Raw genomic sequence first — 23,175 nt, forward strand, 5'->3', positions numbered from 1 at the left:
GGTTGTGATCAAACACGTTGCAGCAGGATTCGATGTTGCCCGATGTGCCGGACGAGCTTCGTCGTGATCGCCGGCGCTGTTTTGTGGCGGAGTGCTGCGCCCGCCGTCGGCATCGGGGCCTTGAGGGATTTCAGCGTGGACAGAAGGCGGTTTGAACCTTGGACCTGATACGCTTCGTCCTCGCATCCGCGGGTCCCATCCGCTTTCGCCTGATCGCAGGCATGGTGCTGACCAGCTTCGCCATGGGCGCGCTGATGGTCGTCACCAACACGGCCACCGCGCCGGAGTCGAGCGACGGGCCGGCGCTGGAGATGGTGCTGCTGTTCCTGGTCCTGGCGGCGCTCGTGATCGGCTCGCACCGCTACTCCATGCGCATGGTCACGGCCCTCAGCGAGGCCATCCTGCGCCAGATTCGTGACAACTACGTGCTGCTGGTCCGGCGGATCGAGCTCGAGGCGCTGGAGCACACCGGCGTCGACCGGATCTATGACGTGGTCGCGCGCGAGACCATCCTGATCTCCGACGCCGCGCCGCAGATCGTCACCGGGATCATCTCGGCGATGACGTTCCTGCTGCTCGGCGCCTACATCGCCTATCTGTCGCTGTTCGCGATCATGCTGCTGGTCTTCGCCTTCGTCGTGACCGTGTATTTCTACCGCTACAGCCAGCGTGGCTCGCGGGCGGCCCTGGTCGCCGCGAGCGCGCAGGAGACGCGGTTCCTCGACCTGATGGGCCATCTGCTGCACGGCTTCAAAGAGGTGCGTCAGAACGCCGCGCGCGGTTACGACCTGGAGCAGGATCATCTGCTGCCGGCCTCGGAGCAGATCGACGTCAAGAACACGATCGCGATGGACCACATCGCCTCCGGCATGAGCATCTCCTATATCGGCTTCTACAGCCTGCTCGCCGCGGTGGTCTTCATCCTGCCGGGCTACATCAAGGAGCACCGCACGGTGCTCCAGGTGCTCTATACCGTGCTGTTCATGCTGTCGTCGCTCGACAACGTCCTGCGCTCGGCCGCGGTGCTGGCACGCGCCAACCTGTCGATGGAGCATCTCCTGGACATGGAGAAGCGGCTGCTGGCCGCCGCGCGCGAGCCCGAGCCGTCACCCGATGCCGCGCATCAGGTGTTCGAGCGGGTCGAGCTGCGCGCGATCACCTATTCGCACACCGGCCGCGACGGCAAGCCCAGCTTCACGCTCGGGCCGTGCGACCTCGTCGTTCGACCCGGGCAGATCACCTACCTGATCGGCGGCAATGGCAGCGGCAAGTCGACCCTGATGCGCCTGCTCACCGGCCTCTATGACCCCGCGGGCGGTGTCATCCTGTGGGACGGCGAGCCGGTGGACCATGCCCTGCGCGGCAAATATCGCCAGTTGTTCTCCTGCGTCTTCGCCGACTTCCATTTGTTCGATCGCTTCTACGGCGCGCGCACGATCGATCCGGCCAAGGTGAATGCCATGGTGGCCGATTTCGGACTGGCCGAGAAGACGGCGTTTCGCGACGGCGGCTTCACCCAGCTCGATCTGTCGACCGGACAGCGCAAGCGGCTGGCGCTGATCGTTGCCTTGCTCGAGGACCGGCCGATCTACCTGTTGGACGAGGTCGGCGCCGATCAGGATCCGTCGTTCCGGCACCGCTTCTATACCGAAATCCTTCCCGACTTGCGGGCTCGCGGCAAGGCCGTTATCGTCATCAGCCACGATGATCGCTATTTCTCGATGGGCGATCGCGTTCTCACGATGCGGGACGGCCGGCTCGAGCAAGCCGAGGCTTTGACATGAGCGTGGCCTATCCCGATCGCAGCCTTCGCAACTCGCCGTCTCCGCTTAGGCCGACGCGCGGCAGACTGCGCGATCGCATCGAAGCCTATGTCGTCGGCACCATCGCCTTCGCCGGCCTGCTGGTCCTGTTGCTGTGGCGGACCGTGATCGTCGTGGTTCCCGCAGGCCATGTCGGTGTGCTTTACAGCCTGCTCGGCGGCGGCACCGTCATCAACGACGTCTATCGCGAGGGGCTGGCGCTCAAGCTACCCTGGAACAGGATGTATCTGTTCGAGACGCGCGTCCAGTCGCTGGCGCTCGACGTCGAGGCGCTCAGCCTCGAAGGCCTGCGCGTCGACGTCAAGGCCAACCTCATCTTCCACGTCGATGCCAACTCCGCGCCCCGGCTCCTGAAGGAGGTCGGCACCGACTACGTCAATCGCCTGGTCATGCCGGTGGCACTCGGCGTCATCAGGCGCGTGATCGGCAAGTTCGACAGCCATCGCCTCTACACGCTCGACAGCGAGCTCCTGACCGGCCAGATGCTGGATGCCCTGCGCGGCGAGCCCAAGAGCACGATCCTGCTCTATGACGACATGGTCGTGACCCGGGTGATGCTTCCCGACGGGATGCGAAAGGCGATCGAGGACAAGCTGACGCAGGAGCAGTACGCCGCGTCCTATGAGTTCATCCTCGCGCGCGCCCGCTCGGAGGCCGAGCGCCAGCGCATCGAGGCCATCGGCCTGGAGAACTACTATGCGACGGTGTCGCGGTCGCTGTCGAAGGACGTGCTGACCTGGACCGGTATCCAGGCAACGCTGGACCTCGCCCGCTCCAACAACAGCAAGGTCGTCGTGGTCGGCGGCGGCGCCAATCAGATGCCGCTCATCCTGGGCTCGGATATCTCGTCAGGCAGCGCCACAGCGCCGAACCCCTCGCTCATGGACTTCGACAGCACCAAGCTCAGCTTCCCCAAGATCCAGCAGCCGCCGCGGGACGTCCTGGAGAATCCGAGCGGCGTCGATCTGCCAGGACAGGCCCGCATGACTCCCCTCGGGTCGCCGCCGGCGCCGGTACGGCAGGGATCCCCCATTCCGGCGGCTCCGGTGCAGAATGCCCGCTAGCTCCGCGCCGCCCACCGTTTTCGCCAGCATGAGGAGCATCGCCTGATGTCTGCCTTCGTCATCATCATCTATGTGCTGCTGTGCCTGTTGAGCGGCTATTTCGGCCGCGACTCCCGCATGGGCTTCTGGGGCTGCGTGTTTCTATCGGCCATTCTCAGCCCCGTGCTGATGCTGCCGGCACTGTTCCTGCTGGGCGGTGGCCGGCGGCCAGCCTGATCCGAGTCGAACCTGCGCGGCGCGCCGCGGCCTCGGCGATCAAGGTCCTGCACCCGACGGGCAGTTGCCGCATGCGTGTCATGTCCGAACTGCCCGTCGTGCCAGTTTGTCGCGCTCCTATCACTTGCATCGTCGGGCAAATCACCTCCACATTTCCGCGCATCCCGGCTCGCTGAAGAGGGACGTTTCGCGATCGTCACGAACGTCGAGCCGGGGATGCGATGGGCGTGTCGGTCCGCAGCGTGATCTCGATTGCGCGACGAACGGAACGATGCGACGGCGAAATCGTGTGGTCCTGGCGCCCCGAAGCTGGCGCCAAGTCGGCGGTCATGATGATCCGTCGGCGACGGGGGCAATCAAGCCGGTCCCCGGGGAGATCACGTATAAGCCGTCAAACCATCGCGCAGGGAAGGCCGGGATGTCCTAGCCGAACCTGTGGTTCCTGCCCCGTGCATACTTTCCGCACGGGGGCCATGGGGGCGGCAGGCTCCCGGCCTTCCTTGCGCCTCTTCTCGCTGGAGAGGAGGACGAACGGAAGCAAAGCTCGGGCGAAACACGCCGCGAGATCGCGATGTCATGTTGAATCGTTCGAGATCGGTTTCGGAGCAGCCGCATCGTGTAGAGTGGTGGCCGGCCGATCCGTGTTGGTCAGGGCCGATCCGCAAAAGAGGCAGCGCGCGTGCAGAGTTGGCGATGAAGGCGATTGCAGAGCTGTTTGACGGTCCGGTCGTGGTTGCCGCATCGAGCCTCTCGCTGGCGGAGGATGAGCTGTTTTCGGAAGAGCGCGCGCACATCCAGGCCGCGGTCGCCAAGCGGCGCGCCGAGTTCGCGACCGCGCGCATCCTGGCGCGCAGGGCGCTGGCCTCACTCGGAGCTTCGCCGGTCGCGCTCGTCCCGACGCCGGATCGCGCGCCGGTGTGGCCGCCGGGCTATGTGGGAAGCATCTCGCATTGCGCCGCCTACTGCGCTGTTGCCGTCGCCCGAAGCAGGGATGTCCCGTCGCTTGGACTGGATGTCGAGGACCTGCGCGAGCTCGATCCGTCGATGCGCGATCTCGTGCTCACGCCGGCCGAGCGGCGATGGCTTCGCGCCCAGCCCGATGCGCTGCAGCCGATGCTGCCGATCGTGATCTTCAGCGCCAAGGAAGCCTACTACAAATGCCAGTACCCGCTCACGCGCGGCTTCCTGGATTTCCAGGATGTCGAGCTCGCGATCGCATGGGCGGCGGGCACGTTCGAGGCGCGTGTCATGAAAGAGGACTGGCCGGCCGCCGTTGCTCGTCTCGCCGGACGCTTCTTTATCGCTGACGGCCGGGTGAGCTGCGGCGTGACGCTCGCGCAGCGCTGATGGCCCGAACGCAGCCTGGGGTTGGGGCGGGCCGTTCTTGTTGCCGCCGCGCCGGAAAGCTGTGGGGGCGCGATCTCAGGAAATCTTCATCCGATGAGCTGCTTACCGCAGTCGCTAAACATGATGCGCTGCGAATTGCGAGGAAATGCGCTTGACATGTTTAGTCATTCGCAATCTACTAAACAAAATACTTAACTCGGACAGTCGATCCGGGACCATGAGGAAACGCTTGCAGCTCGCGCTGTCGTTGTGACGGCGCCTCTCGCCGCGGGCCAACACCGCCGTCATCAGCGCAAAGGCAGGGGCGGCGCCAACAGGGAGGGAGTGCCAGATGAAGTTGCTGCAGACATTTGCACTGACGGCGACGGTCGCCGCCGCGACAGTGCTCGGCGCGTCCGCGCCGGCACGCGCCGAGGGAAAGACGATCACCTTGTGCTGGGCCGCCTGGGATCCGGCCAACGCGCTGGTCGAACTGTCCAAGGACTTTACCGCCAAGACCGGCGTCAACATGAAGTTCGAGTTCGTGCCGTGGCCGAACTTCGCCGACCGCATGCTCAACGAGCTCAATTCCAAGGGCAAGCTGTGCGATCTGATGATCGGCGACTCCCAGTGGATCGGCGGCGCCGCCGAGAACGGCCAATACGTCAAGCTGAACGAGTTCTTCGACAAGGAAGGCATCAAGATCTCCGACTTCATGCCCGCCACCGTCGCCGGCTACGCCGAATGGCCAAAGGGCTCGCCGAACTACTGGGCGCTGCCGGCGATGGGCGACGCCAACGGCTGGACCTATCGCAAGGACTGGTTCGCGCGGCCGGAGATCCGCGAGGAGTTCAAGAAGAAGTTCGGCCGTGAGCTCGAGGTGCCGAAGACGCAGGAAGAGCTGAAGGACATCGCCGAGTTCTTCCAGAAGCGGGTGATCGACGGCAAGACCGTCTACGGTGCGGCGATCTTCACCGAGCGCGGCTCGGAAGGCATCACCATGGGCGTCACCAACGCGCTCTATCCGTTCGGCTTCAAGTATCAGAACCCGAAGAAGCCGTATGACATGCAGGGCTTCGTCAACTCCGACGACGCGGTGAAGGGCCTCGAATTCTACAAGGCGCTGTACAAGTGCTGCACGCCGCCCGGCTATTCCAACGGCTACATGCAGGAGGGCCTGGATGCCTTCAAGTCCGGCCAGGTCGCGCTGCAGATGAACTGGTTCGCCTTCTTCCCGGGCCTCTACAAGGACCCCAATGTCGGCGGCGACAAGATCGGTTTCTTCGTCAACCCCGCGCAGAAGGAGAAGGGCTCGCAGCTCGGCGGGCAGGGCATCTCGGTGGTGGCCTATTCGCCGAACCGCGCCGAGGCGTTGGCCTACATCAAGTGGTTCGCCTCGCTCGACACCCAGAAGAAGTGGTGGGCGCTCGGCGGCTACAGCTGCCACAAGGGCGTGCTCAACGATCCCAACTTCAAGAACACCGCGCCGTTCGCCGCCGACTTCCTGGTGGCGATGGACCAGGTGGTCGATTTCTGGGCCGAGCCGTCCTACGCCCAGCTCCTGCTCGCGATGCAGAAGCGCGTCCATGACTATGTCGTCGCCGACCAGGGCACCGCCAAGGGCGCGCTCGACGGGCTGATCGCCGACTGGACCAAGGTGTTCAAAGAGGACGGCAAGCTCTGATGGAAGCAGCGTCTCGCGTGCAAGCGGGATGCGCCACGACGATCCCTCCGGCGAGCCTCGGCTTGCCGGGCGGACCAGCCAGTCTCACCACCAGCCAGAAGCAGCCAGTGAAGCAGCCCCTCGCATGACCGACCAGACCGGACTGAGCAGCCTCGTCGACCGCGCCGCCCTGGTGACGCCGCCCGTCGTGGCGGGGCGCGTGCGTGGCCTCTCCGAGCGGGCCATCGCCTGGCTGTTCATCACGCCGACCATGCTGCTGCTGCTCGCGATCAACATCTTCCCGCTGATCTGGACCGTCCGGCTGTCGTTCACCAACTATCGCGCCAACCGGCCCAATGCGACGGTGCTCGATGTCGGGCTCGCCAACTACCAGTCGATCCTGACCGATCCGGACGTCTGGGCGGCGATGACGGTGACCGCGCGCTTCGTGTTCTGGACCATCCTGATCCAGACCGTGCTCGGTTTCACGCTGGCCTGGCTGATCGACAAGAAGTTCCGTGGCCACGGCCTGTGGACCACCTTGATTCTGCTGCCGATGATGCTGTCGCCGGCCGTGGTCGGCAATTTCTGGACGTTCCTGTACCAACCGCAGATCGGGCTCTTCAACTACGTCATCTCCGCCGCGACCGGCGCGCCGGCATCGTCTTTCCAGATGCTGGCGCAAGTGCCGCTCGCGCCGTGGGCCATCGTCATCGTCGACACCTGGATGTGGACGCCCTACGTGATGCTGATCTGCCTTGCCGGTCTGCGCTCGATTCCCGACTACATCTACGAAGCAGCCGAGGTCGACCGCGCCTCGCCGTGGCGGCAGTTCTGGTCGATCACCCTGCCGATGGCGCTGCCCTTCATCATGCTGGCGGTGCTGTTCCGCGGCATCGAGAACTTCAAGATGTTCGACATGGTCAACCTCCTGACCGGCGGCGGACCCGGCTCGACCACCGAGGTCGCCTCGATCACGCTCAAGCGGGAGGCGTTCGAGAAGTGGCGCACCGGCTATTCCTCGGCCTTCGCGATCATCCTGTTCGTCACCGTGTTCGGCCTCGCCAACATCTACGTCAAGGCGCTCAACCGGGTGAAAAGCCGATGACCGGTCTCGCAACCGCCCATTCCGTGGTCGATCCCTCGCCGCTGACCAAGCGGATCGCGGCGACCGTGGTGATCGCCTATGCGCTGATCACCCTGGTGCCGCTGCTGTGGATCTTCATGACCGGGTTCAAGTCGCCATCGGATGCGATCGCCTATCCGCCGAAGCTCGTCGCTGAGCCGAGCCTGGAGGGCTATTGCAACCTGTTCACGACCCGGACGCGGCAGACTCCGGAATACATGGCCAAGCTGCCGCCGGCCGCCAATCTGTGCGACCGCATCTCGCGCGGCCGCAACATGGTGGTCGCGGGTCCATCGAACTACATCCCGCGCTACGTGAACTCGCTGGTGATCGCATTCGGCTCGACCGCGCTGTCGGTCGTGCTCGGCACGCTCGCGGCCTATGCGTTCTCGCGCTTCAAGGTGCCGCTGAAGGATGATCTCCTGTTCTTCATCCTGTCGACCCGGATGATGCCGCCGATCGCGGTCGCGATCCCGATCTACCTGATGTATCGCGAGCTCGGCCTGTCCGACACGCGGCTCGGCATGATCCTGCTCTATACGTCCGTCAACATCTCGCTCGCGGTCTGGCTGCTCAAGGGATTCATGGACGAGATCCCGCGCGAATACGAGGAGGCGGCGATGGTCGACGGCTACACCCGCCTGCAGGCCTTCTTCAAGGTCGTGCTGCCGCAGGCCACCACCGGCATCGTCGCCACCGCGATCTTCTGCCTGATCTTCGCCTGGAACGAATATGCCTTCGCGGTGCTTCTGACCTCGGGCACGGCGCAGACCGCGCCGCCCTTCATTCCGATCATCATCGGCGAGGGCGGCCAGGACTGGCCGGCGGTCGCTGCCGGCACCACGCTGTTCCTGATCCCGATCGTCGTGTTCACGGTGTTGCTGAGGAAGCACCTGTTGCGCGGCATCACCTTCGGAGCGGTGCGCAAATGAGCCGGTCGATACGAAATAGGCCTGCCGATGTCGCGGCTACGCGCTGGCCACGGGCGCTGCGGCGCGGCCCGATGGAGACGTTGGCGACGATCCTGATTGCCGCCGGCGTGCTGATGCTGCTGCAGCCGTTCGCGTTGGTGCTCTACACCTATTCCTTCATCACCACGCTCGCCGGTGTCGTGATGTTCACCATCGTCTCCAAGTTTCCGGACTGACGCCATGGCCGAGATCCGGATCGAGAATCTGTTCAAGGAGTTCGGCGGCTTCGCCGCCGTGCGTGGCACCAGCTTCACGATCGCCGATGGTGAGTTCTTCTGCCTGCTCGGTCCGTCCGGCTGCGGCAAGACCACCACCTTGCGCATGATCGCAGGCCTGGAGCTGCCGACCTCGGGCACGATCAGGCTTGGCGGCGAGGACGTCACCTTCCGCCGTGCGCGTGAACGCGACATCGCCATGGTGTTCCAGCTGTTCGCGCTCTACCCGCATATGAACGTGCGCAGCAACATCGCCTTTCCCTTGGTCTCGATGGGCGTGCCCAAGGCGGAGATCCGGCGGCGGGTCGAGGAAGCCGCGCGCATCCTGCGCATCGACCATCTGATCGACCGTCCGGTGAGCGGGTTGTCGAGCGGCGATCGCCAGCGCGTCGCGCTCGGCCGCGCCATCGTCCGCGAGCCCAAGGCGTTCCTGATGGACGAGCCGCTCGGCGCGCTCGATGCGGAGTTCCGGCACATCATGTGCGGCGAGCTGCGCGCCCTGCACGACCGGCTCAAGGCCACCACCGTGTTCGTCACGCACGACCAGCTCGAGGCGATGTCGATGGCCGACACGATCGCCGTGATGAATCGCGGCGTCGTGGAGCAGCTCGGAACGCCGCAGGAGATCTATGACCGTCCCGCCACCATGTTCGTTGCGGACTTCATCGGCTCGCCGGCGATGAACTTCATCCGCTTCGCGGGCCGACTTGGCGCCGGCACGAACCGCGTGCGCATCGACGGTGCCGAGATCGGTGTGCCCGAGCTGCGCGAGGATGCCGGGAGCGACGAGCTGGTTCTCGGCGTGCGGCCGGAGCAGGTGACGCTCAGCGCCGAAGGCGGGCTGCGCGGCGAGGTGTTTGGCACCGAATATCTCGGCACCACCCAGATCATCACCGTCACGACGGCGCACGGCACCGTCAAGGCACGCGCGCCCGCGGCGCTCCGCGTGGCGCGTGCGGAGCCGGTCGGGCTCAGCTTCCGCGCCGACCGGCTGTCGCTGTTCGACGCCGCCACGGGCCGTGCGGTCCGCACGGCGCTGTATGAACAGCCGGTGAGAGGAGGACGACATCATGGCTGAGACGCGGCTCAACGCCGTCAGCAAGTCGTTCGGCCCAAAGCCGGCGGTGCGGGATTTGTCGCTGACCATCCGTGATGGCGAGCTCGTGGTGCTGCTCGGGCCGACCGGTGCCGGCAAGACCACGACGCTGCGCCTGGTAGCGGGCCTCGAGCAGCCGGATCGCGGCAGCATCACCATCGGTGGCGTCGACCAGACCAAGGCGACGCCGGCCGCGCGCGACGTCACCTTCGTGTTCCAGCAATATTCGCTCTATCCGCATCTGTCGGTGTACGACAATCTGGCTTTTCCACTGCGCTCGCCGGTGCGCAAGATTGCGGAGGCCGAGATCAAGCGCATCGTCCGTGACGTCGCGGGGATGCTGCGGATCGAGGACAAGCTCGGCAATCGCGCCACTCAGCTCTCGGGCGGCCAGATGCAGCGCGTGGCGATCGGCCGTGCCCTGGTGCGCCGGCCTGCGATTGCATTGCTCGACGAGCCGCTGTCCTCGCTCGACGCCAAGCTGCGTTCGGAGCTGCGTATCGAGCTCAAGCGCATCCAGCAGGATCTCGGCGCCACCATGCTCTACGTCACCCACGACCAGATCGAGGCGATGACGCTCGCCAACCGCATCGGCGTGATCGACCAGGGCCGTCTGGTGCAGGTCGGCAGCCCGCGGGAGGTCTATGAGGATCCGGACAATACCTATGTGGCGACCCGGCTCGGCAGCCCCGGCATCAATCTTCTGCCGCGTCGGCTGTTCCCGGATCTCGCAATGCCGGGCGACGTCGCGACGATCGGCGCGCGCACCGAGCACATGACGGTCCGGCGCGCCGAGACCCGTGCAGACGCGCGGGTGAAATGGATCGAGCATCTCGGCGATCAGAATCATCTGCATATCACGCTGCAGGACCAGACCATCGTCAGCCTGGTGGAGCCGGATACGGAATTGAAAGTCGGCGACTCCGTCGCTATCGAGTTCACCCGGCCGCTGCTGTTCGACCGGGCGGGCCAGCGGGTGAGATAGACAATGGACCAGGCGTTCAAGCGTAAGCTGATCGTGGCGATGGCGGATGCCATGATCGCCCATGCCGAGGAGCTGACCGCGCTGGATTCGGCGATCGGCGACGGCGATCACGGCCTCAATATGAAGCGTGGCTTCGAGGCCGTGCTCGCCGATGCGGACAACATTTCCGCCAAGCCCCTTCCGGAGGCCCTGAAGGCGGTCGGCATGGCGCTGGTGATGAAGGTCGGCGGCGCGTCCGGTCCGCTCTACGGCACGCTGGCGATGGGACTTGGCAAGGCGCTGCCATCAGAGCCCTCTGCCGCCGACGCGGCGGCGGCGCTCGGTCGCGCCATCGCGGACGTCAAGGCACGGGGCAAGTCGGAAGCAGGTCAGAAGACCATGCTCGACGTCTTGATCCCCGTGCAGGCGGCTTTTGCGGCCGGTGGCGACGATCTCGGTTCCCGGCTGCCCGCGATCGCCGCTGAAGCTGCCGATGCGACGGTGCCGATGCTGGCGATCCGCGGCCGCGCCTCGTTTCTCGGCGAGCGTTCGATCGGGCACATGGATCCCGGCGCGCGCTCGTCCAGCCTGCTGGTGCAGGCGATCTGCAGCGTCTTCAATGAGGCCCGAGCATGAATGAGCAGAAGAATGTCGGCATCGTCATCGTGTCGCATTCCGCCAAGGTGGCGGAGGGCGCGGCCGACATGGTCCGGCAGATGGTCGGCGACAGCGTGCCGCTCGCAGCGGTCGGCGGCAATGCCGATGGCGGGCTCGGCACCGATGTCGGCGCCATCATGGGCGCGATCGACAGGGCGTGGTCGGAGTCGGGCGTTGCGATCCTGGTCGATCTTGGCGGCGCCGAGACCAACAGCGAGATGGCGGTGGAGATGATGCCGGAGGAGCGGCGCGAGCGCATCGTGATCTGCAATGCGCCGCTGGTCGAAGGCGCCGTGATGGCGGCGACGGAGGCCTCCGGCGGCTCGCCGCTCGATGCGGTGCGCGCGACCGCCGAAGAGCTGATGGGCGGATGAGCAGGAACGACGATGGCTGACGGTGGAGAGATCGGCATGCAGGAAGCGAAGGCGCATGCGCTGCTGACCAACGAGGTCGGGCTGCATGCGCGGCCCTCGGTCAAACTGACCCAGCTCGCGAAGCGCTTTGCGTCGAGCATCGAGGTCGCGATCGCCGCCGACGGGCCCTGGACCGATGCCAAGAGCCCGGTGAAGATCATGCGCGTCAAGGCGGCCAAGGGTGAGACGCTGTTCCTTCGCGCCAACGGAACCGATGCCGAGGCGGCCATCGCGGCGCTCGTTGATCTGGTCGACCGCAAGTTCGACGAGGAGTGATGATGGAGCGGCGCGTTTTCGGGCGTGGGGCATCGGACGGGTTGGCCATTGGGCCGGCCGCGATCCTGCGTGCGCTGGAGGGTGCGAGCCGGAGGAAAGGGGCGATCGCCGAGGAGCATGCAGCGCTCGCCACAGCGGTCGCGCATGCACGCGAGGCCGTGGCCGAGCTGATCGGCAGGCTCGAGGGAGACGCGGCCGAGCTAATCGGCTTTCAGCTCGCGCTGCTCGAAGACGATGCGCTGACGGAGGCGGCTTACGTTCAGATCGAGGGCGGTGTCGCTGCGGATGAGGCCTGGCGCGCGGCGATGGCGGAGGAGATCGCGGGCTACGAGTCCGCTGACGACGAGTATTTTCGTGCTCGCGCCAGCGACCTCGGCGACATCCGGGACCGCGTGCTGCGGCACTTGTTTGGCCTGCCGCAGAACGGCGAAGTGCCGAAAGGAGCGATCGTCGTCGCGCATGATCTGGCGCCATCGGCGTTTCTCGCCATCGACTGGACCGGGGGCGGCGGCGTCGCGCTCGGTGATGGCAGCCCGACCAGTCACGTCGCGATGCTGGCGCGCGGCCGCGGCGTGCCGATGGTGGTCGGGCTCGGCGGCGATTGGGAGACGCTGGCAGGGGATCTGCTGGTCGATGGCGGTCGCGGTGTCGTCATCGTCGATCCCGGCGCGCACATTGTCGCCGCCGCGCGGGCGGAGGACGAGACGGTCTCGCGCCGCAGGGCGGAGGCAAGGGTGCGGCAGCACGAACCGGCGCTGACGCGCGACGGCACCGTCGTCTCGGTGCTCCTCAACATCTCCGGCCCTGACGACATGACGCTGCTTCCGGCCGCAGCCTGCGACGGCGTCGGTCTGGCACGCACCGAGTTTCTCACCGGCAATCTGCTTCACGACGAGGAGGCGCAATATCACGCCTATGCCGAGCTCGTGCGCTGGGCCGAAGGCCGGCCGGTCACGATCCGGACGCTTGATGCCGGCGGCGACAAGCCAATTTCGGGCTACACGATCGATGGCGAAAGCAACCCGTTTCTTGGTCTGCGTGGCCTCCGCCTGTCCTTGCGTCATCCCGAGATCTTCCGCGTCCAATTGCGCGCGCTGGCCCGCGCCGCTGCGCTCGGACCGCTCAAGGTGATGTTGCCGATGGTGACCAATGCAGCGGAACTGGACGTGGCCCGTGACCATCTCCGCGCCGTGCTCGCCGAATTGGCCGGCGGCAACGTTGCGTTCGCCGCGCCGGCCTTCGGAATGATGGTCGAGGTCCCGGCCGCTGCGCTGGCAGCGCACGACTTCGCTGCGGACTTCTTCTCGATCGGCACCAATGACCTGACCCAATATGCGACCGCTGCCTCGCGCGACGGCGCCGAGGTCGCCGACTATGCCGACGTCCTGCATCCGGGGGTGCTGGCGATGATTGCCCATGTGGTGCGCGCCGGTCGGGCGCGGGGCGTGGACGTCTCGATCTGCGGCGACGCCGCCGGTGATGTCAGAGCGATTTCGGCGCTGCTTGGGGTCGGCGTGCGCGCGCTGTCGGTCGCGCCGGGCCTGCTGCCGCTGGTGAAGGCGGCGATCCGCGAGCTTGACCTCGCCAAGGTGGCGGAAGAGGGCGCATGAGTGACCAGGATGCATCGGGGGCCGCCAGTCCGCTCGCCGAGTACAAGGCGATCCTGCGCGCGGTCATCGACAGCCGTCCCTCCGGCACGCGGCAGCGGCTGGCGGAGGCAATCGGCAAGAACCGCAGCTTCATCTCGCAGATCGTCAATCCGGCCTATGCGACGCCAATCCCGCTGCAGCATCTCGAGACCATCTTCCACATCTGTCACTTCTCGCCGCATGAGCAGCAGGCGTTCCTGGCGGCCTATCGCGCCGCGCATCCGGGCCGGCTGGAGGAGGCCGAGGCGCAGCGGCCGATGCGGCGTCTGGTGGTCGAGCTGCCGGACTTCGGCGATCCCGCGCTCAACGCCCATGCCGACCGCATCATCACCGGCGTCGCGCGCGGCATCACCGCGCTGATCTCAGCCAACGAAAACCAGGACGAATCCGAGCCGGGAGGGAAGCCATGAAGAAGCTGATCAACGCCGTCGACGACGTGCTGACCGAGAGCCTGCAGGGATTTGCCGCCGTGCATGGCGACATCGTCACGCTCGGTGAGGACAACAAGTTCGTACGCCGCAAGAGCCTCAAGCCGGGCAAGGTCGCATTGATCTCCGGCGGCGGCTCCGGCCACGAGCCGCTGCATGCCGGCTTCGTCGGGCCGGGCATGCTCGATGCCGCCTGTCCGGGCCAGGTGTTCACCTCGCCGACACCCGACCAGATGCTTGCGGCCGCGCAGGCCGTGGATACCGGCGCCGGCGCGCTGTTCATCGTCAAGAACTACGAAGGCGACGTGATGAATTTCGCGATGGCCGCAGAAATGATGGAGGGCAGGGTCGCGACCGTCATCACCGACGACGACGTCGCGGTCGAGACCTCGACCTATTCGACCGGCCGCCGCGGCGTTGCCGGCACGCTGGTCGTGGAGAAGATGCTGGGTGCGGCGGCCGAGCAGGGCCGCGATCTCGACGCGCTGAAGGCGCTTGGTGACGACGTCAACAGGCGCACCCGCTCGATGGGCGTGGCGCTGACGTCCTGCACGGTGCCGGCTGCGGGCAAGCCGACCTTCACGCTCGGCGAGGACGAGATGGAGATGGGCGTTGGCATCCATGGCGAGCCCGGCCGCCGCCGGGTCAAGCTCGCCTCGGCCGATGCGATCGCCGAGGAGATGATGGGCGCGATCCTAACCGATCTCGCAGCGAAGCCGGGAACGCCGTGCCTGCTGCTGGTCAACGGCTTCGGGGCCACGCCGGCGATGGAGTTGTACGTGATGGCCCATGCGGCGCGGCGCATCCTGGATGGGCGCGGGCTCGCCATCGCGCGTGGGCTCGTCGGCTCCTACGTCACGTCGCTCGACATGGCCGGCTGCTCGCTCACGGTGACTGCGCTCGATGATGCGTCGCTGGCACTGTGGGACGCGCCGGTACATACGGCGGCGCTGCGCTGGGGCTGCTGAAGCATGCGCGCTCAGCGGATCTCGTTCGAGTAGTAGTGCTGCGCCGTCGTGGCGCGGTGCTGGCTGAGGATCGCCAGCGCGCCGGTCTGGTCGTAGGCTTCCTCGTCGATCACGAGCACGGCGCTCGGAGAGGGCAGGCCGAGCAGCTTGCGGTCCTCCTTGGTGGCGACCTCGGCCGTCACCTTCTCGCGCACCGCGGCGATCCGGATGCCATAGGCCTCGAGCAGATGGCGGTAGATCAGGGCAGGGACCTTCTTCGGCTCGCGCGCAAATCCCGGCACGCGGCTCTCGACCATCGAGATCCGCGAATGCAGCACCGGTGCGCCGGCGACGCGGCGGATGCGATGAAGATGCAGCAGCGGCTCGCCATCGGCCACCGCGAACAGCGCCGCATCTTCCCGTTCGGCGGCGCGTGTCGTCACCGACAGCACCTCGGCCTCCGAGTGCAGCAGGCTGCCGTCCGCGCCGAGCAGGCGGAAGTACTGGAAGAAGAAACTGAGCCCATGCTGCGACGCGCGGCCCGTCACCACCGTGCCGGTCTTGCGCCGGCGCATCAGCATGCCGCCCGCGGTGAGATCGGCCAGCGCGCGGCGGATGGTGCCGACGGCGACGCCATATTGATTGGCGAGCGCGACCTCGCCGGGCAGCACCGTGCCGGGCGGCATGTCGCCGATCAGGATCGCCTCGGCGATCTGGCGCTTGACATGCTCGTAGAGCGGCACCGGAAGGGCGCCCGGACCCGCGCCGACCCCGTCTGCCGCTTTGCTGGCCACAGCTGCCTTTTTCATGGAATTGACAAATGCCGCATCGTGAATTCTATTTCTATATAGAATATAGGATTGAGCAGACCGCAAATGATTTCTGAGGGCATTCCAGCGGACCGGGGCGCGCGCAGTCTGGCCGGCGCCTTTGCCGCGATCGACGCCATGGCCGAGACGGCGGTCGAGGACCTGCGGACGATGGTGGCGGTCGACACCAGCTTTCCGCCGGGGGCCGGCTACGATGCCTTTGCCGACGTGATGGAACAGCTTGCTTCGCCGCTGGCGCTGGATTGCGAGCGCGTGATCGTTCCGGAGGAGCTGTGGCGCGCACCGGGTTCGCACGGATCGCGCACCAATCTGGTCGCACGGCGTCGCTCCGGCAAACCGGTGCTCGGGCTCTATTTCCACGTCGATACGGTGCCGCCTGCGCCAGGCTGGGCCACCGATCCGCTGCAACTGGGCCGTGACGGTGATCGTCTGATCGGACTCGGCGCAGCCGACATGAAGGGATCGATCGCGGCGGCGCTGCTCGCGCTCCGCGGCGCGCAGCAGACCGGATTGCCGCTGGCCTATGATCCGATGTTGTTGCTGTGCACCGACGAGGAGGCAGGGCTTTATCCCGGCGTGCGTTACCTTGCCGAGCAGGGCCGTCTCGAAGGTCACATCCTCAACTTCAACGGCAGCGCCATGCCGCGGATCTGGGCCGGCTGCTTCGGCCTGTTCACGCTCACGGTGCGGGTTCACGGCAAGCCGGCGCATGCCGGCGAGCAGCGCCGCGCCGGCGCCAACGCGATCGAGGCGGCGCTGCCGATCCTCAATGCGCTCGCGGCCCTCAAACCGGTCATCGCGCAGCGGACGTCGGCATTGCCGCCACCGCCGCAGGCAGCCGGACCTCTCGCGGGGAGCCTGGACATCTCAGCCATTCATGGTGGCCAGTGCGGCGGACAGATCCCTTCGCTGGTCGAGATTCTCGTATGCCGCCGCTATGCGCCCGAGGAGGACTTCGCCACCGCACGCCGCGAGATCGAGGCGGCAATCCAGCGGGCCGCCGATGTCCTCGACGTCGAGATCATCCTCACCGGCCATCTGATGCCGACATCCGATCCCGGCGGGCCGCATTGGCCGCGCTGGCAGCAGGCGCTGTCGGCCGGCTTCGGCTACGCGGCGGAAGACTTCGCGCGCTGGGGGGCGTCCGGTTGCTCCGATTTCGGCTGGGTGCAGCAGGCCACGGGCGTGCAGGAGGTGCTGCTCACGGGCCTGGGAAAGCCCGATAGCCGCATTCATGCGCCGGGCGAATCCACGACGCTCGCCGACATCGTCGCATTGGCAAAGTCGGTGCTCGCCTATCTTGCAGCCGAGTTCCGTCCCGAGCTCTCTCCCGAAGCCATCACGCCTGAAAAGGACTTCGCCTGATGCCGTCCGTGACCCGTCGCCATTTTCTTGCCGGCTCCGCGCTCGTGCTTGGTGCTCTGCCGCAAGTCTCTCTCTCCGCCGAGGCGCCGAAGCGCGGCGGCGTGTTGCGGATCTCGGTCGATCAGGGCGCGGCGGTCATTCATCCGCTGCTCGCGCGTGTCAATCCGGAATACCTCATCACCGAGCTGCTCTATTCCAACCTGACCCGGTTGAAGCCGGACATGTCGGTCGAGCCGGACCTCGCCTTGTCCTGGCAGGCCGGCGCGGGGCTCACCGAGTGGACGTTCAAGCTGCGGCCCAATCTCAGCTTCCACGACGGCTCGCCGCTGACGGCGGAGGATGTCGTTTCGACCTTCAAGGCAATCCTCGATCCGAAGACCGCGTCACCGGCGCGCACCAATGTCGGCCCGATCAAGGACGTCGTCGCCGTCGATCCGTCGACCGTTCGGTTCACACTGTCGGTTGCCTTCGCCGATTTTCCGGTCGCGCTCGCCTACAACAATGCGCGCATCGTGCCTGCGAAGGTCGTTGCCGCTGATCTCGCCAGCCTTGCCACCAAGGCGAATGGTTCGGGGCCGTTCAAGCTCGTGTCCTACGAGCCGGACCGCAAGATCGTCGTCGAGCGCAACCCGGCCTATTACGATCCCGCGCGACCCTCACTCGATCGCGTCGAGATCCTCGTCTATCCCGACCGTACGGCTGAGGCGTCGGCTCTGATTTCGGGCGACATCGATCTCATGTTGTCGACCACGCCCGGCGAATATGACCGGCTCGGCAAGGCCAGTGGTGTCAAGGCGGTGCGGATTCCCTCGGGGCAGTTTCTGAACGTCAACATGGGCTGCGACCAGAAGCCCTTCAACGACGTTCGCGTGCGCCAGGCGCTGGCGCTGACTATCGATCGCGAGGCCATGGCCGGCTTCGTGGCCGGCGGCTATGGCACGCCCGGCAACGATACGCCGCTGAGCCCCGCCTACCGCTTCTATCAGGACAGCAAACTGAAGAAGCCCGACATCGCCAAGGCCAAGCAACTGCTCGCCGATGCCGGCTATCCCTCCGGGATCGACCTGACGATGGTGGCGTCCGACAAGCCGGACACGCGCACGCAGCTCGGTGTTGCGATCCGTGAGATGGCGGCGCCCGCGGGCTTCCGTATCAACGTTCAGACGATGCCGCACGCAACTTATCTCGACCAGGTCTGGAAGAAGGGCAATTTCTACGTCGGCTTCTACAACATGCAGTCGACCGCCGACGCGATCTTCAAGCTGCTCTACACTTCGGATGCGGCCTGGAATGAGACGCGCTGGAACAATGCGCGCTTCGACGAGATCGTCAACGCGGCGCGCAGCGAGACCGACGATGCCAATCGCGCCGCGCTCTATGCGCGGGCCCAGACGATGATGAGCGAGGAGGTGCCGTCGGTGATTCCGGTCTTCTTCGACATCCTGGCGGCGCAGCGCGCCTATGTGGAAGGATACCAGCTGCATCCGCGCGGGTCGGTGTTCCGGCTCGATCTCGTCTCGCTCGGCGCAGGCGCGCCCAAGCGCAGCTGAGGCGGGATCCGAGCGGTGTCATTCGCCTGGCTGCTGCGGCGGCTGCTCCTGATGGCCTACACGGTCGTCATCGTCAGCGTGCTGGTGTTCGCCATCACGCAGGCGCTGCCGGCTGATGCCGCGCAGACGCTGCTTGGCGAGAACGCCTCGCCGGAGGCGCTGGCCGCCGTTCGCGGCCGGCTCGGGCTCGACGACCCGGTCTGGCTGCAATTCGCGCATTGGGTCGCGCACGCGGCCATCGGCAATTTCGGCGTCTCCATGCGCACCGGCCTGCCGGTCGCGCCGGAGATGCTGACTGCGCTGTCTCGCTCGCTGCTGCTGGCAGCCGGCGCACTCGTCGTCACCCTTCTGATCGCGGTCCCGCTCGGAATCTTCGCGGCGCTCCGCAGGGGGCGGCCGGCGGATACGGCCGCCAGCGTGGTCGCCTATCTCGGGGTCTCCCTGCCGGAGTTCGTCACCGCAACCGTGCTCGCGCTGCTGCTGACCGACATCCTGCCATGGCTGCCGGCGACCGGCTACGTGTCGCCGCTGGAGGATACCGGGCTGGCGCTCCGCCACCTGATCCTTCCGGTCCTGACGGTGTCGGTCATTCTCGTCGCGCATGTGATGCGCATGATGCGGTCGGAGACGCTGGACGTGCTACAGTCCGACTACGTCCGCGCGGCGCGGCTGAAGGGCCTGCCCGAGCGGACGGTGCTGGTGCGGCACGTGATGCGCAACGCGCTGCTGCCGGTCATCACCATCGTCGCGCTCGACGTCGGCTATCTCTTGGGCGGCATCATCGTCATCGAGGAGATCTTCGCCATTCCCGGCATCGGCCGCGCATTGATGATCGCCATCACCACCCGCGATCTGCCGTCGATCCAGGCCGGCGCGATGATCATGGCGGTCACCTATGCCATCACCAACACGCTGGCGGACGTCGTCTACGCGCTGCTCGACAGGCGGATCAGCTATGATTGAGCTGCTCGGCCGCATGATCCGCAAGCCGCAGGGCGCGATCAGCGTGACGCTGCTCGTTGCGCTCGCGATCGTCTGCATCCTCGGCCCGTGGCTCGCGCCCTATGGGGCGGAGAAGATGGATTTTCTCGGCCGCTTCCGCGCCCCCGGATGGCAGAACTGGCTGGGGGCCGACCAGTTCGGCCGCGACGTGCTGAGCCGCCTGTTGTCCGGAGCGCGCGCCACCGTTCCGATGGCGCTGGCGGCGACGCTCGCCGGCAGTGCGATGGGCGCCGTGATCGGCGTCGCATCGGCCTATCTCGGCGGCAAGGCCGACGAATTCATCATGCGCACCAACGATGCGGTGATGGCCATTCCGGGTCTTCTGATGGCGCTGCTGCTGGTCAGCACGCTGGGCAATGGGGCTATCAACGCGGTGATCGCGATTGCCTTTGCGTTTGCGCCGGGCATGGCGCGGGTCACGCGCTCCGTGGCGCTTGCGGTACGCAATCAGGACTACGTCAAGGCTGCCATCGCGCGCGGCGAGGCGGCCTCGCAGATCATTTTCCGCGAGATGCTTCCGAACGTGATGGGCCCGATCATCATCGAGGCCACCATCCGTGTGTCATTCGCGGTGATGCTGTTCGCGACGCTCAGCTTCCTTGGCCTGGGTGCGCAGCCGCCGGCGTCGGAATGGGGGCTCATGGTCGCCGATGCGCGCCAATACATGCACCGGGCGCCATGGCTCCTGATCGCGCCCTCGGCCGCGATCGCGCTGTCGGCGATCGCCTTCAATCTCGTCGGCGATGCCCTGCGCGACGCGCTGAATCCGCGGGACGATCGATGAAGCCGGCGCTCGCTATCACCAATTACGGGCTGGACTATGTCACCTCGGCGGGCGCCGTCGAGGTGCTGCGCGACGTGTCACTCGAGATCGCGCCCGGCGAGGTGCTCGGCCTCGTCGGCGAATCCGGCTCCGGCAAGAGCTCGCTGGCCTGGGCGTTGATGCGGCATCTGCCGGCCAATGCCCTGGAAGTCTCGGGTTCGCTGCGTCTGGGCGACCTCGACCTGCGGTCCCTCAGCCCGAAGCGACTGACCGCGGTCCGTGGCCGCCGCATCGGCATGGTGTTCCAAGACCCGTCGACAGCGCTCAATCCGACCTTGACCATCGGCCGTCAGATCACCGAGGCGCTGATGCGTCATCGCGATTTGAATGCGCGGGCCGCCAGGGATCTCGCGATCGATCTGCTCGGCCATGTCGAGCTCCGCAATCCCGCGGCGGTGCTGCGGCGCTATCCGCACGAGATCTCGGGCGGAGAGAAGCAGCGTGTGATCATCGCGACGGCCTTCGGCTGCCGGCCCGATGTCATCCTGTTCGATGAGCCCACGACGGCGCTCGACGTTATCACCGGCGCCCGCATCATCGAGCTGTTTGCGCGGTTGCGGGCGGAGACCGGTGTCGCTGCGCTCTACATCTCGCACGATCTCGCGATGATGACCCGCGTCGCCGATCGCGTCGCAGTCATCCAACACGGCCGCATCGTCGAGCAGGCGCCCGCGTCCGATATCTTCCGCACGCCGCGGCACGACTACACCAAGGCGCTCATCGCCGCGGTGCCGCGTCCGGAACGGCGGCTCGTGAACGATCAGCCGGGCGCGGCCCTGGTGCTCGACGCACGCGGCATTGAGGTTCACTACGGCCGAGGCGGGCTGTTCCGTGCGGCGCCGCCGCCGGCGACCAAGGCCGTCGACGTCCACGTCCGCGCCGGCGAAATCGTCGGCCTCGTCGGTGAATCCGGTTCGGGAAAGTCGTCAGTCGCTCGCGCCCTCACCGGGCTCGCCCGCTTCGACGGCACGATCAGCTTCGACGGCCGGACGCTGCGCGGGGCTGGCGACATGAACCGGGCCTATCGTCGCGATGTTCAGATCGTGTTCCAGCACCCGGATTCCTCGCTCAATCCGCGCCATCGGATCGGTGAGATCCTGTCGCGTCCCCTGAAACTCTATGGCGGCGACGTCGCCGCCGTGCCGAGGCTCCTGGAGCAGGTGCGACTACCGGTCTCCTATGCGATGCGCTGGCCGCACCAGCTCTCCGGTGGCGAGAAGCAGCGCGTCGCGATCGCGCGCGCGTTTGCGGCACGGCCGCGGCTCGTGATCTGCGACGAGATCACGGCGCCGCTCGACGTCTCCGTCCAGGCCCGGATCATCGAGCTGCTGCTGGCGTTGCGCGCCGAGACCGGCGCGGCCTATCTGTTCATTACCCACGACCTCAATCTGATCCGGCAGATAGCGCACCGCATCGTCGTGATGCGTCATGGCCAGCTCGTCGACAGCCGCGCCGTTGATGCCTTCGGCGCCGAAGACGTTCACCCTTACACCCGCGAGCTGATGGCGGCCTCGCCAGCGCCGGTTGGCTGACCGCAAGGATTGACCCGATGGACCGCAACGACCTGCTCGCCCGCATCGACATTCCAGCCTCGCTCGCGCTGCTGTCGCGCATGGTACAGCACAAGAGCTACTCGAAGACCGAGGGCGAGAAGCAGCTCGCGGCCTTCATGGCCGAACAGATGAGCGCGATCGGCCTGGATGCCGGCCTCGCTCCGTTCGGGGCCGAGGGCCGGGTCAACGCGGTCGGCCGCTGGCACGGCACCGGCGGCGGCAAGAGCCTGCTCTTCAACGGCCATGTCGATACAAATCCGGTGACCGAGGGCTGGACCGTCGATCCCTGGGCGGGGAAGGTCGACGACGACTTCATCTACGGCATCGGCGTGTCAAATATGAAGGCCGGCGATGCCGCCTATTTCTGCGCGGTCAAGACGCTGATCGAGGCCGGCGTGAAGCTGCGGGGCGATGTCATCCTGACCTATGTGGTCGGCGAGCTGCAGGGTGGAGTCGGCACCTATTCGCTGCTGGAGCAGGGGCTGCGCGCCGACTATTTCATCAATTCGGAGCCGACCGACCTCAAGGCGATGACGATGCATGCCGCGGCCTTCATGTTCATCATCGAGCTCGTCGGCAACACGCGGCATCTGTCGAAGCGCGAGGAGGCGGTGGACGCGATCACCGCCGCCTGCGATCTCATTCCGCGTCTCAACGCGATGCGGTTCTCCGGCGCGCGTTCGCCGGCACATGAGGCCATCAACCGCGTCCATGTCGGCGTCGTGCACGGCGCGCTCGGTCGTGAGTTGCACGAATGGCGCACGCCGCAGGTCGCGGATTTCGTCCGCATCAAGGGCTCCGGCCGTTACGCTCCAGGGCAGACCGAGCAGGGCGCGCTCGCGGACATGCGGCGCGAGCTCGATGCGCTGGAGGGGCGTTTTCCCGGCCTGAAGGCCCATCTGATGTCGGAGGACCGCGCCGGCGTGCCGACCATGCCGCCGTTCGAGGTCGCGCCGGACAGCCCGATCGTCCGTGCCGTCAACAATGCCTATCGCGTCGTGCGTGGCGCCTCCCAGCCGACCGGCCCGGTGGCGCCGAGCTGCTTCTACGGCACCGATGCCGGCCATCTCTATACGTATGGCGGCATGGAGGGCATCGTCTGCGGGCCGGGCGGCCGCTACAACACGATGCCGGACGAGCGCGTCGACATTCCCGACTATCTCGACATGATCCGCATCTACATGCTGGCCATTCTCGATATCTGCGACTGAACCTGCG

The 23,175-nt window shown here is 66.5% G+C and carries 23 protein-coding genes; 22 read left to right on the plus strand and 1 reads right to left on the minus strand.

Features of this window, described 5'->3' with window-relative positions:
- The first annotated feature begins 158 nt into the window (after positions 1-158).
- The 16 genes from ACQR2C_RS07180 to dhaK all read left to right on the plus strand — a co-directional run bounded on the left by ACQR2C_RS07180 (position 159) and on the right by dhaK (position 14,855).
- The gene (locus ACQR2C_RS07180; RefSeq protein WP_316236694.1) at positions 159-1,784 is read left to right on the plus strand and encodes a cyclic peptide export ABC transporter; all 1,626 of its coding nucleotides are present in this window, start codon (positions 159-161) and stop codon (positions 1,782-1,784) included.
- Positions 1,781-2,887, plus strand: a complete 1,107-nt coding sequence (locus ACQR2C_RS07185) for a prohibitin family protein (protein ID WP_434880816.1) — start codon at positions 1,781-1,783, stop codon at positions 2,885-2,887. The genes ACQR2C_RS07180 and ACQR2C_RS07185 overlap by 4 nt, the downstream gene beginning before the upstream one ends.
- Before the next feature lie 45 nt (positions 2,888-2,932).
- Positions 2,933-3,103 carry a hypothetical protein gene (locus ACQR2C_RS07190; RefSeq protein ID WP_315800403.1) on the plus strand — a complete coding sequence of 57 codons (171 nt, stop codon included), beginning with the start codon at positions 2,933-2,935 and terminating at the stop codon, positions 3,101-3,103.
- A gap of 693 nt (positions 3,104-3,796) precedes the next feature.
- Complete coding sequence (locus ACQR2C_RS07195) at positions 3,797-4,450, plus strand: 4'-phosphopantetheinyl transferase family protein (protein ID WP_434880817.1); 654 nt, start codon at positions 3,797-3,799, stop codon at positions 4,448-4,450.
- A 331-nt stretch (positions 4,451-4,781) separates the two neighbouring features.
- Positions 4,782-6,113 (plus strand): ABC transporter substrate-binding protein, encoded by a 1,332-nt coding sequence (locus ACQR2C_RS07200; RefSeq protein ID WP_316215580.1) that lies wholly within the window; start codon positions 4,782-4,784, stop codon positions 6,111-6,113.
- Between the two features lie 124 nt (positions 6,114-6,237).
- Positions 6,238-7,200 carry a carbohydrate ABC transporter permease gene (locus ACQR2C_RS07205; protein WP_434880818.1) on the plus strand — a complete coding sequence of 321 codons (963 nt, stop codon included), beginning with the start codon at positions 6,238-6,240 and terminating at the stop codon, positions 7,198-7,200.
- Entirely contained in the window at positions 7,197-8,150 is a 954-nt protein-coding gene (locus tag ACQR2C_RS07210; protein WP_434880819.1) for a carbohydrate ABC transporter permease, read from the plus strand. Before ACQR2C_RS07205 ends, ACQR2C_RS07210 begins: the two co-directional genes overlap by 4 nt.
- Positions 8,147-8,365, plus strand: a complete 219-nt coding sequence (locus ACQR2C_RS07215; RefSeq protein WP_316215583.1) for a hypothetical protein — start codon at positions 8,147-8,149, stop codon at positions 8,363-8,365. Before ACQR2C_RS07210 ends, ACQR2C_RS07215 begins: the two co-directional genes overlap by 4 nt.
- A 4-nt stretch (positions 8,366-8,369) precedes the next feature.
- Positions 8,370-9,482, plus strand: a complete 1,113-nt coding sequence (locus tag ACQR2C_RS07220) for an ABC transporter ATP-binding protein (protein ID WP_434880820.1) — start codon at positions 8,370-8,372, stop codon at positions 9,480-9,482.
- Positions 9,475-10,485: an ABC transporter ATP-binding protein gene (locus ACQR2C_RS07225; RefSeq protein WP_315800396.1), complete on the plus strand. Its 1,011-nt coding sequence runs from the start codon at positions 9,475-9,477 to the stop codon at positions 10,483-10,485. Before ACQR2C_RS07220 ends, ACQR2C_RS07225 begins: the two co-directional genes overlap by 8 nt.
- A gap of 3 nt (positions 10,486-10,488) precedes the next feature.
- Positions 10,489-11,100 carry a dihydroxyacetone kinase subunit DhaL gene (gene dhaL / locus ACQR2C_RS07230; protein ID WP_316183474.1) on the plus strand — a complete coding sequence of 204 codons (612 nt, stop codon included), beginning with the start codon at positions 10,489-10,491 and terminating at the stop codon, positions 11,098-11,100.
- Positions 11,097-11,495: a dihydroxyacetone kinase phosphoryl donor subunit DhaM gene (gene dhaM, locus ACQR2C_RS07235; RefSeq protein WP_316183475.1), complete on the plus strand. Its 399-nt coding sequence runs from the start codon at positions 11,097-11,099 to the stop codon at positions 11,493-11,495. Before dhaL ends, dhaM begins: the two co-directional genes overlap by 4 nt.
- Positions 11,496-11,507: 12 nt before the next feature.
- A complete protein-coding gene (locus ACQR2C_RS07240; protein ID WP_315712559.1) occupies positions 11,508-11,810 on the plus strand; it encodes an HPr family phosphocarrier protein in 303 nt (100 codons plus the stop codon).
- 2 nt (positions 11,811-11,812) lie between these two features.
- On the plus strand, positions 11,813-13,420 hold the full coding sequence (gene ptsP, locus ACQR2C_RS07245) for a phosphoenolpyruvate--protein phosphotransferase (protein ID WP_434880821.1): 1,608 nt from the start codon (positions 11,813-11,815) through the stop codon (positions 13,418-13,420).
- Positions 13,417-13,869 (plus strand): hypothetical protein, encoded by a 453-nt coding sequence (locus tag ACQR2C_RS07250; protein WP_434880822.1) that lies wholly within the window; start codon positions 13,417-13,419, stop codon positions 13,867-13,869. The genes ptsP and ACQR2C_RS07250 overlap by 4 nt, the downstream gene beginning before the upstream one ends.
- Positions 13,866-14,855: a dihydroxyacetone kinase subunit DhaK gene (gene dhaK, locus ACQR2C_RS07255; protein ID WP_434880823.1), complete on the plus strand. Its 990-nt coding sequence runs from the start codon at positions 13,866-13,868 to the stop codon at positions 14,853-14,855. Before ACQR2C_RS07250 ends, dhaK begins: the two co-directional genes overlap by 4 nt.
- Before the next feature lie 11 nt (positions 14,856-14,866).
- Here dhaK and ACQR2C_RS07260 read toward each other — a convergent pair whose 3' ends face one another.
- Positions 14,867-15,643 carry a GntR family transcriptional regulator gene (locus tag ACQR2C_RS07260; protein ID WP_434880824.1) on the minus strand — a complete coding sequence of 259 codons (777 nt, stop codon included), beginning with the start codon at positions 15,641-15,643 and terminating at the stop codon, positions 14,867-14,869.
- A gap of 66 nt (positions 15,644-15,709) precedes the next feature.
- Between ACQR2C_RS07260 and ACQR2C_RS07265 the strand changes: the two genes are divergently transcribed.
- The 6 genes from ACQR2C_RS07265 to ACQR2C_RS07290 are packed head-to-tail and all read left to right on the plus strand — an operon-like array spanning position 15,710 to position 23,168.
- Positions 15,710-17,029, plus strand: coding sequence for a M20 family metallopeptidase (locus tag ACQR2C_RS07265; protein WP_434880825.1), 1,320 nt, complete (start codon positions 15,710-15,712; stop codon positions 17,027-17,029).
- Positions 17,029-18,579 (plus strand): ABC transporter substrate-binding protein, encoded by a 1,551-nt coding sequence (locus tag ACQR2C_RS07270; RefSeq protein WP_315800388.1) that lies wholly within the window; start codon positions 17,029-17,031, stop codon positions 18,577-18,579. The genes ACQR2C_RS07265 and ACQR2C_RS07270 overlap by 1 nt, the downstream gene beginning before the upstream one ends.
- 15 nt (positions 18,580-18,594) lie before the next feature.
- The gene (locus ACQR2C_RS07275) at positions 18,595-19,542 is read left to right on the plus strand and encodes an ABC transporter permease (RefSeq protein WP_315800387.1); all 948 of its coding nucleotides are present in this window, start codon (positions 18,595-18,597) and stop codon (positions 19,540-19,542) included.
- A complete protein-coding gene (locus ACQR2C_RS07280; RefSeq protein WP_434880826.1) occupies positions 19,535-20,365 on the plus strand; it encodes an ABC transporter permease in 831 nt (276 codons plus the stop codon). The genes ACQR2C_RS07275 and ACQR2C_RS07280 overlap by 8 nt, the downstream gene beginning before the upstream one ends.
- Positions 20,362-21,936, plus strand: coding sequence for a nickel ABC transporter ATP-binding protein NikE (gene nikE, locus ACQR2C_RS07285; protein WP_434880827.1), 1,575 nt, complete (start codon positions 20,362-20,364; stop codon positions 21,934-21,936). Before ACQR2C_RS07280 ends, nikE begins: the two co-directional genes overlap by 4 nt.
- 17 nt (positions 21,937-21,953) lie before the next feature.
- Entirely contained in the window at positions 21,954-23,168 is a 1,215-nt protein-coding gene (locus ACQR2C_RS07290) for a M20 family metallopeptidase (protein ID WP_316183484.1), read from the plus strand.
- Positions 23,169-23,175 lie beyond the last annotated feature (7 nt).

Origin of the sequence: Bradyrhizobium sp. HKCCYLRH3061 (assembly GCF_051168015.1) — a bacterium.
Classification (GTDB): Bacteria; Pseudomonadota; Alphaproteobacteria; order Rhizobiales; family Xanthobacteraceae; genus Bradyrhizobium.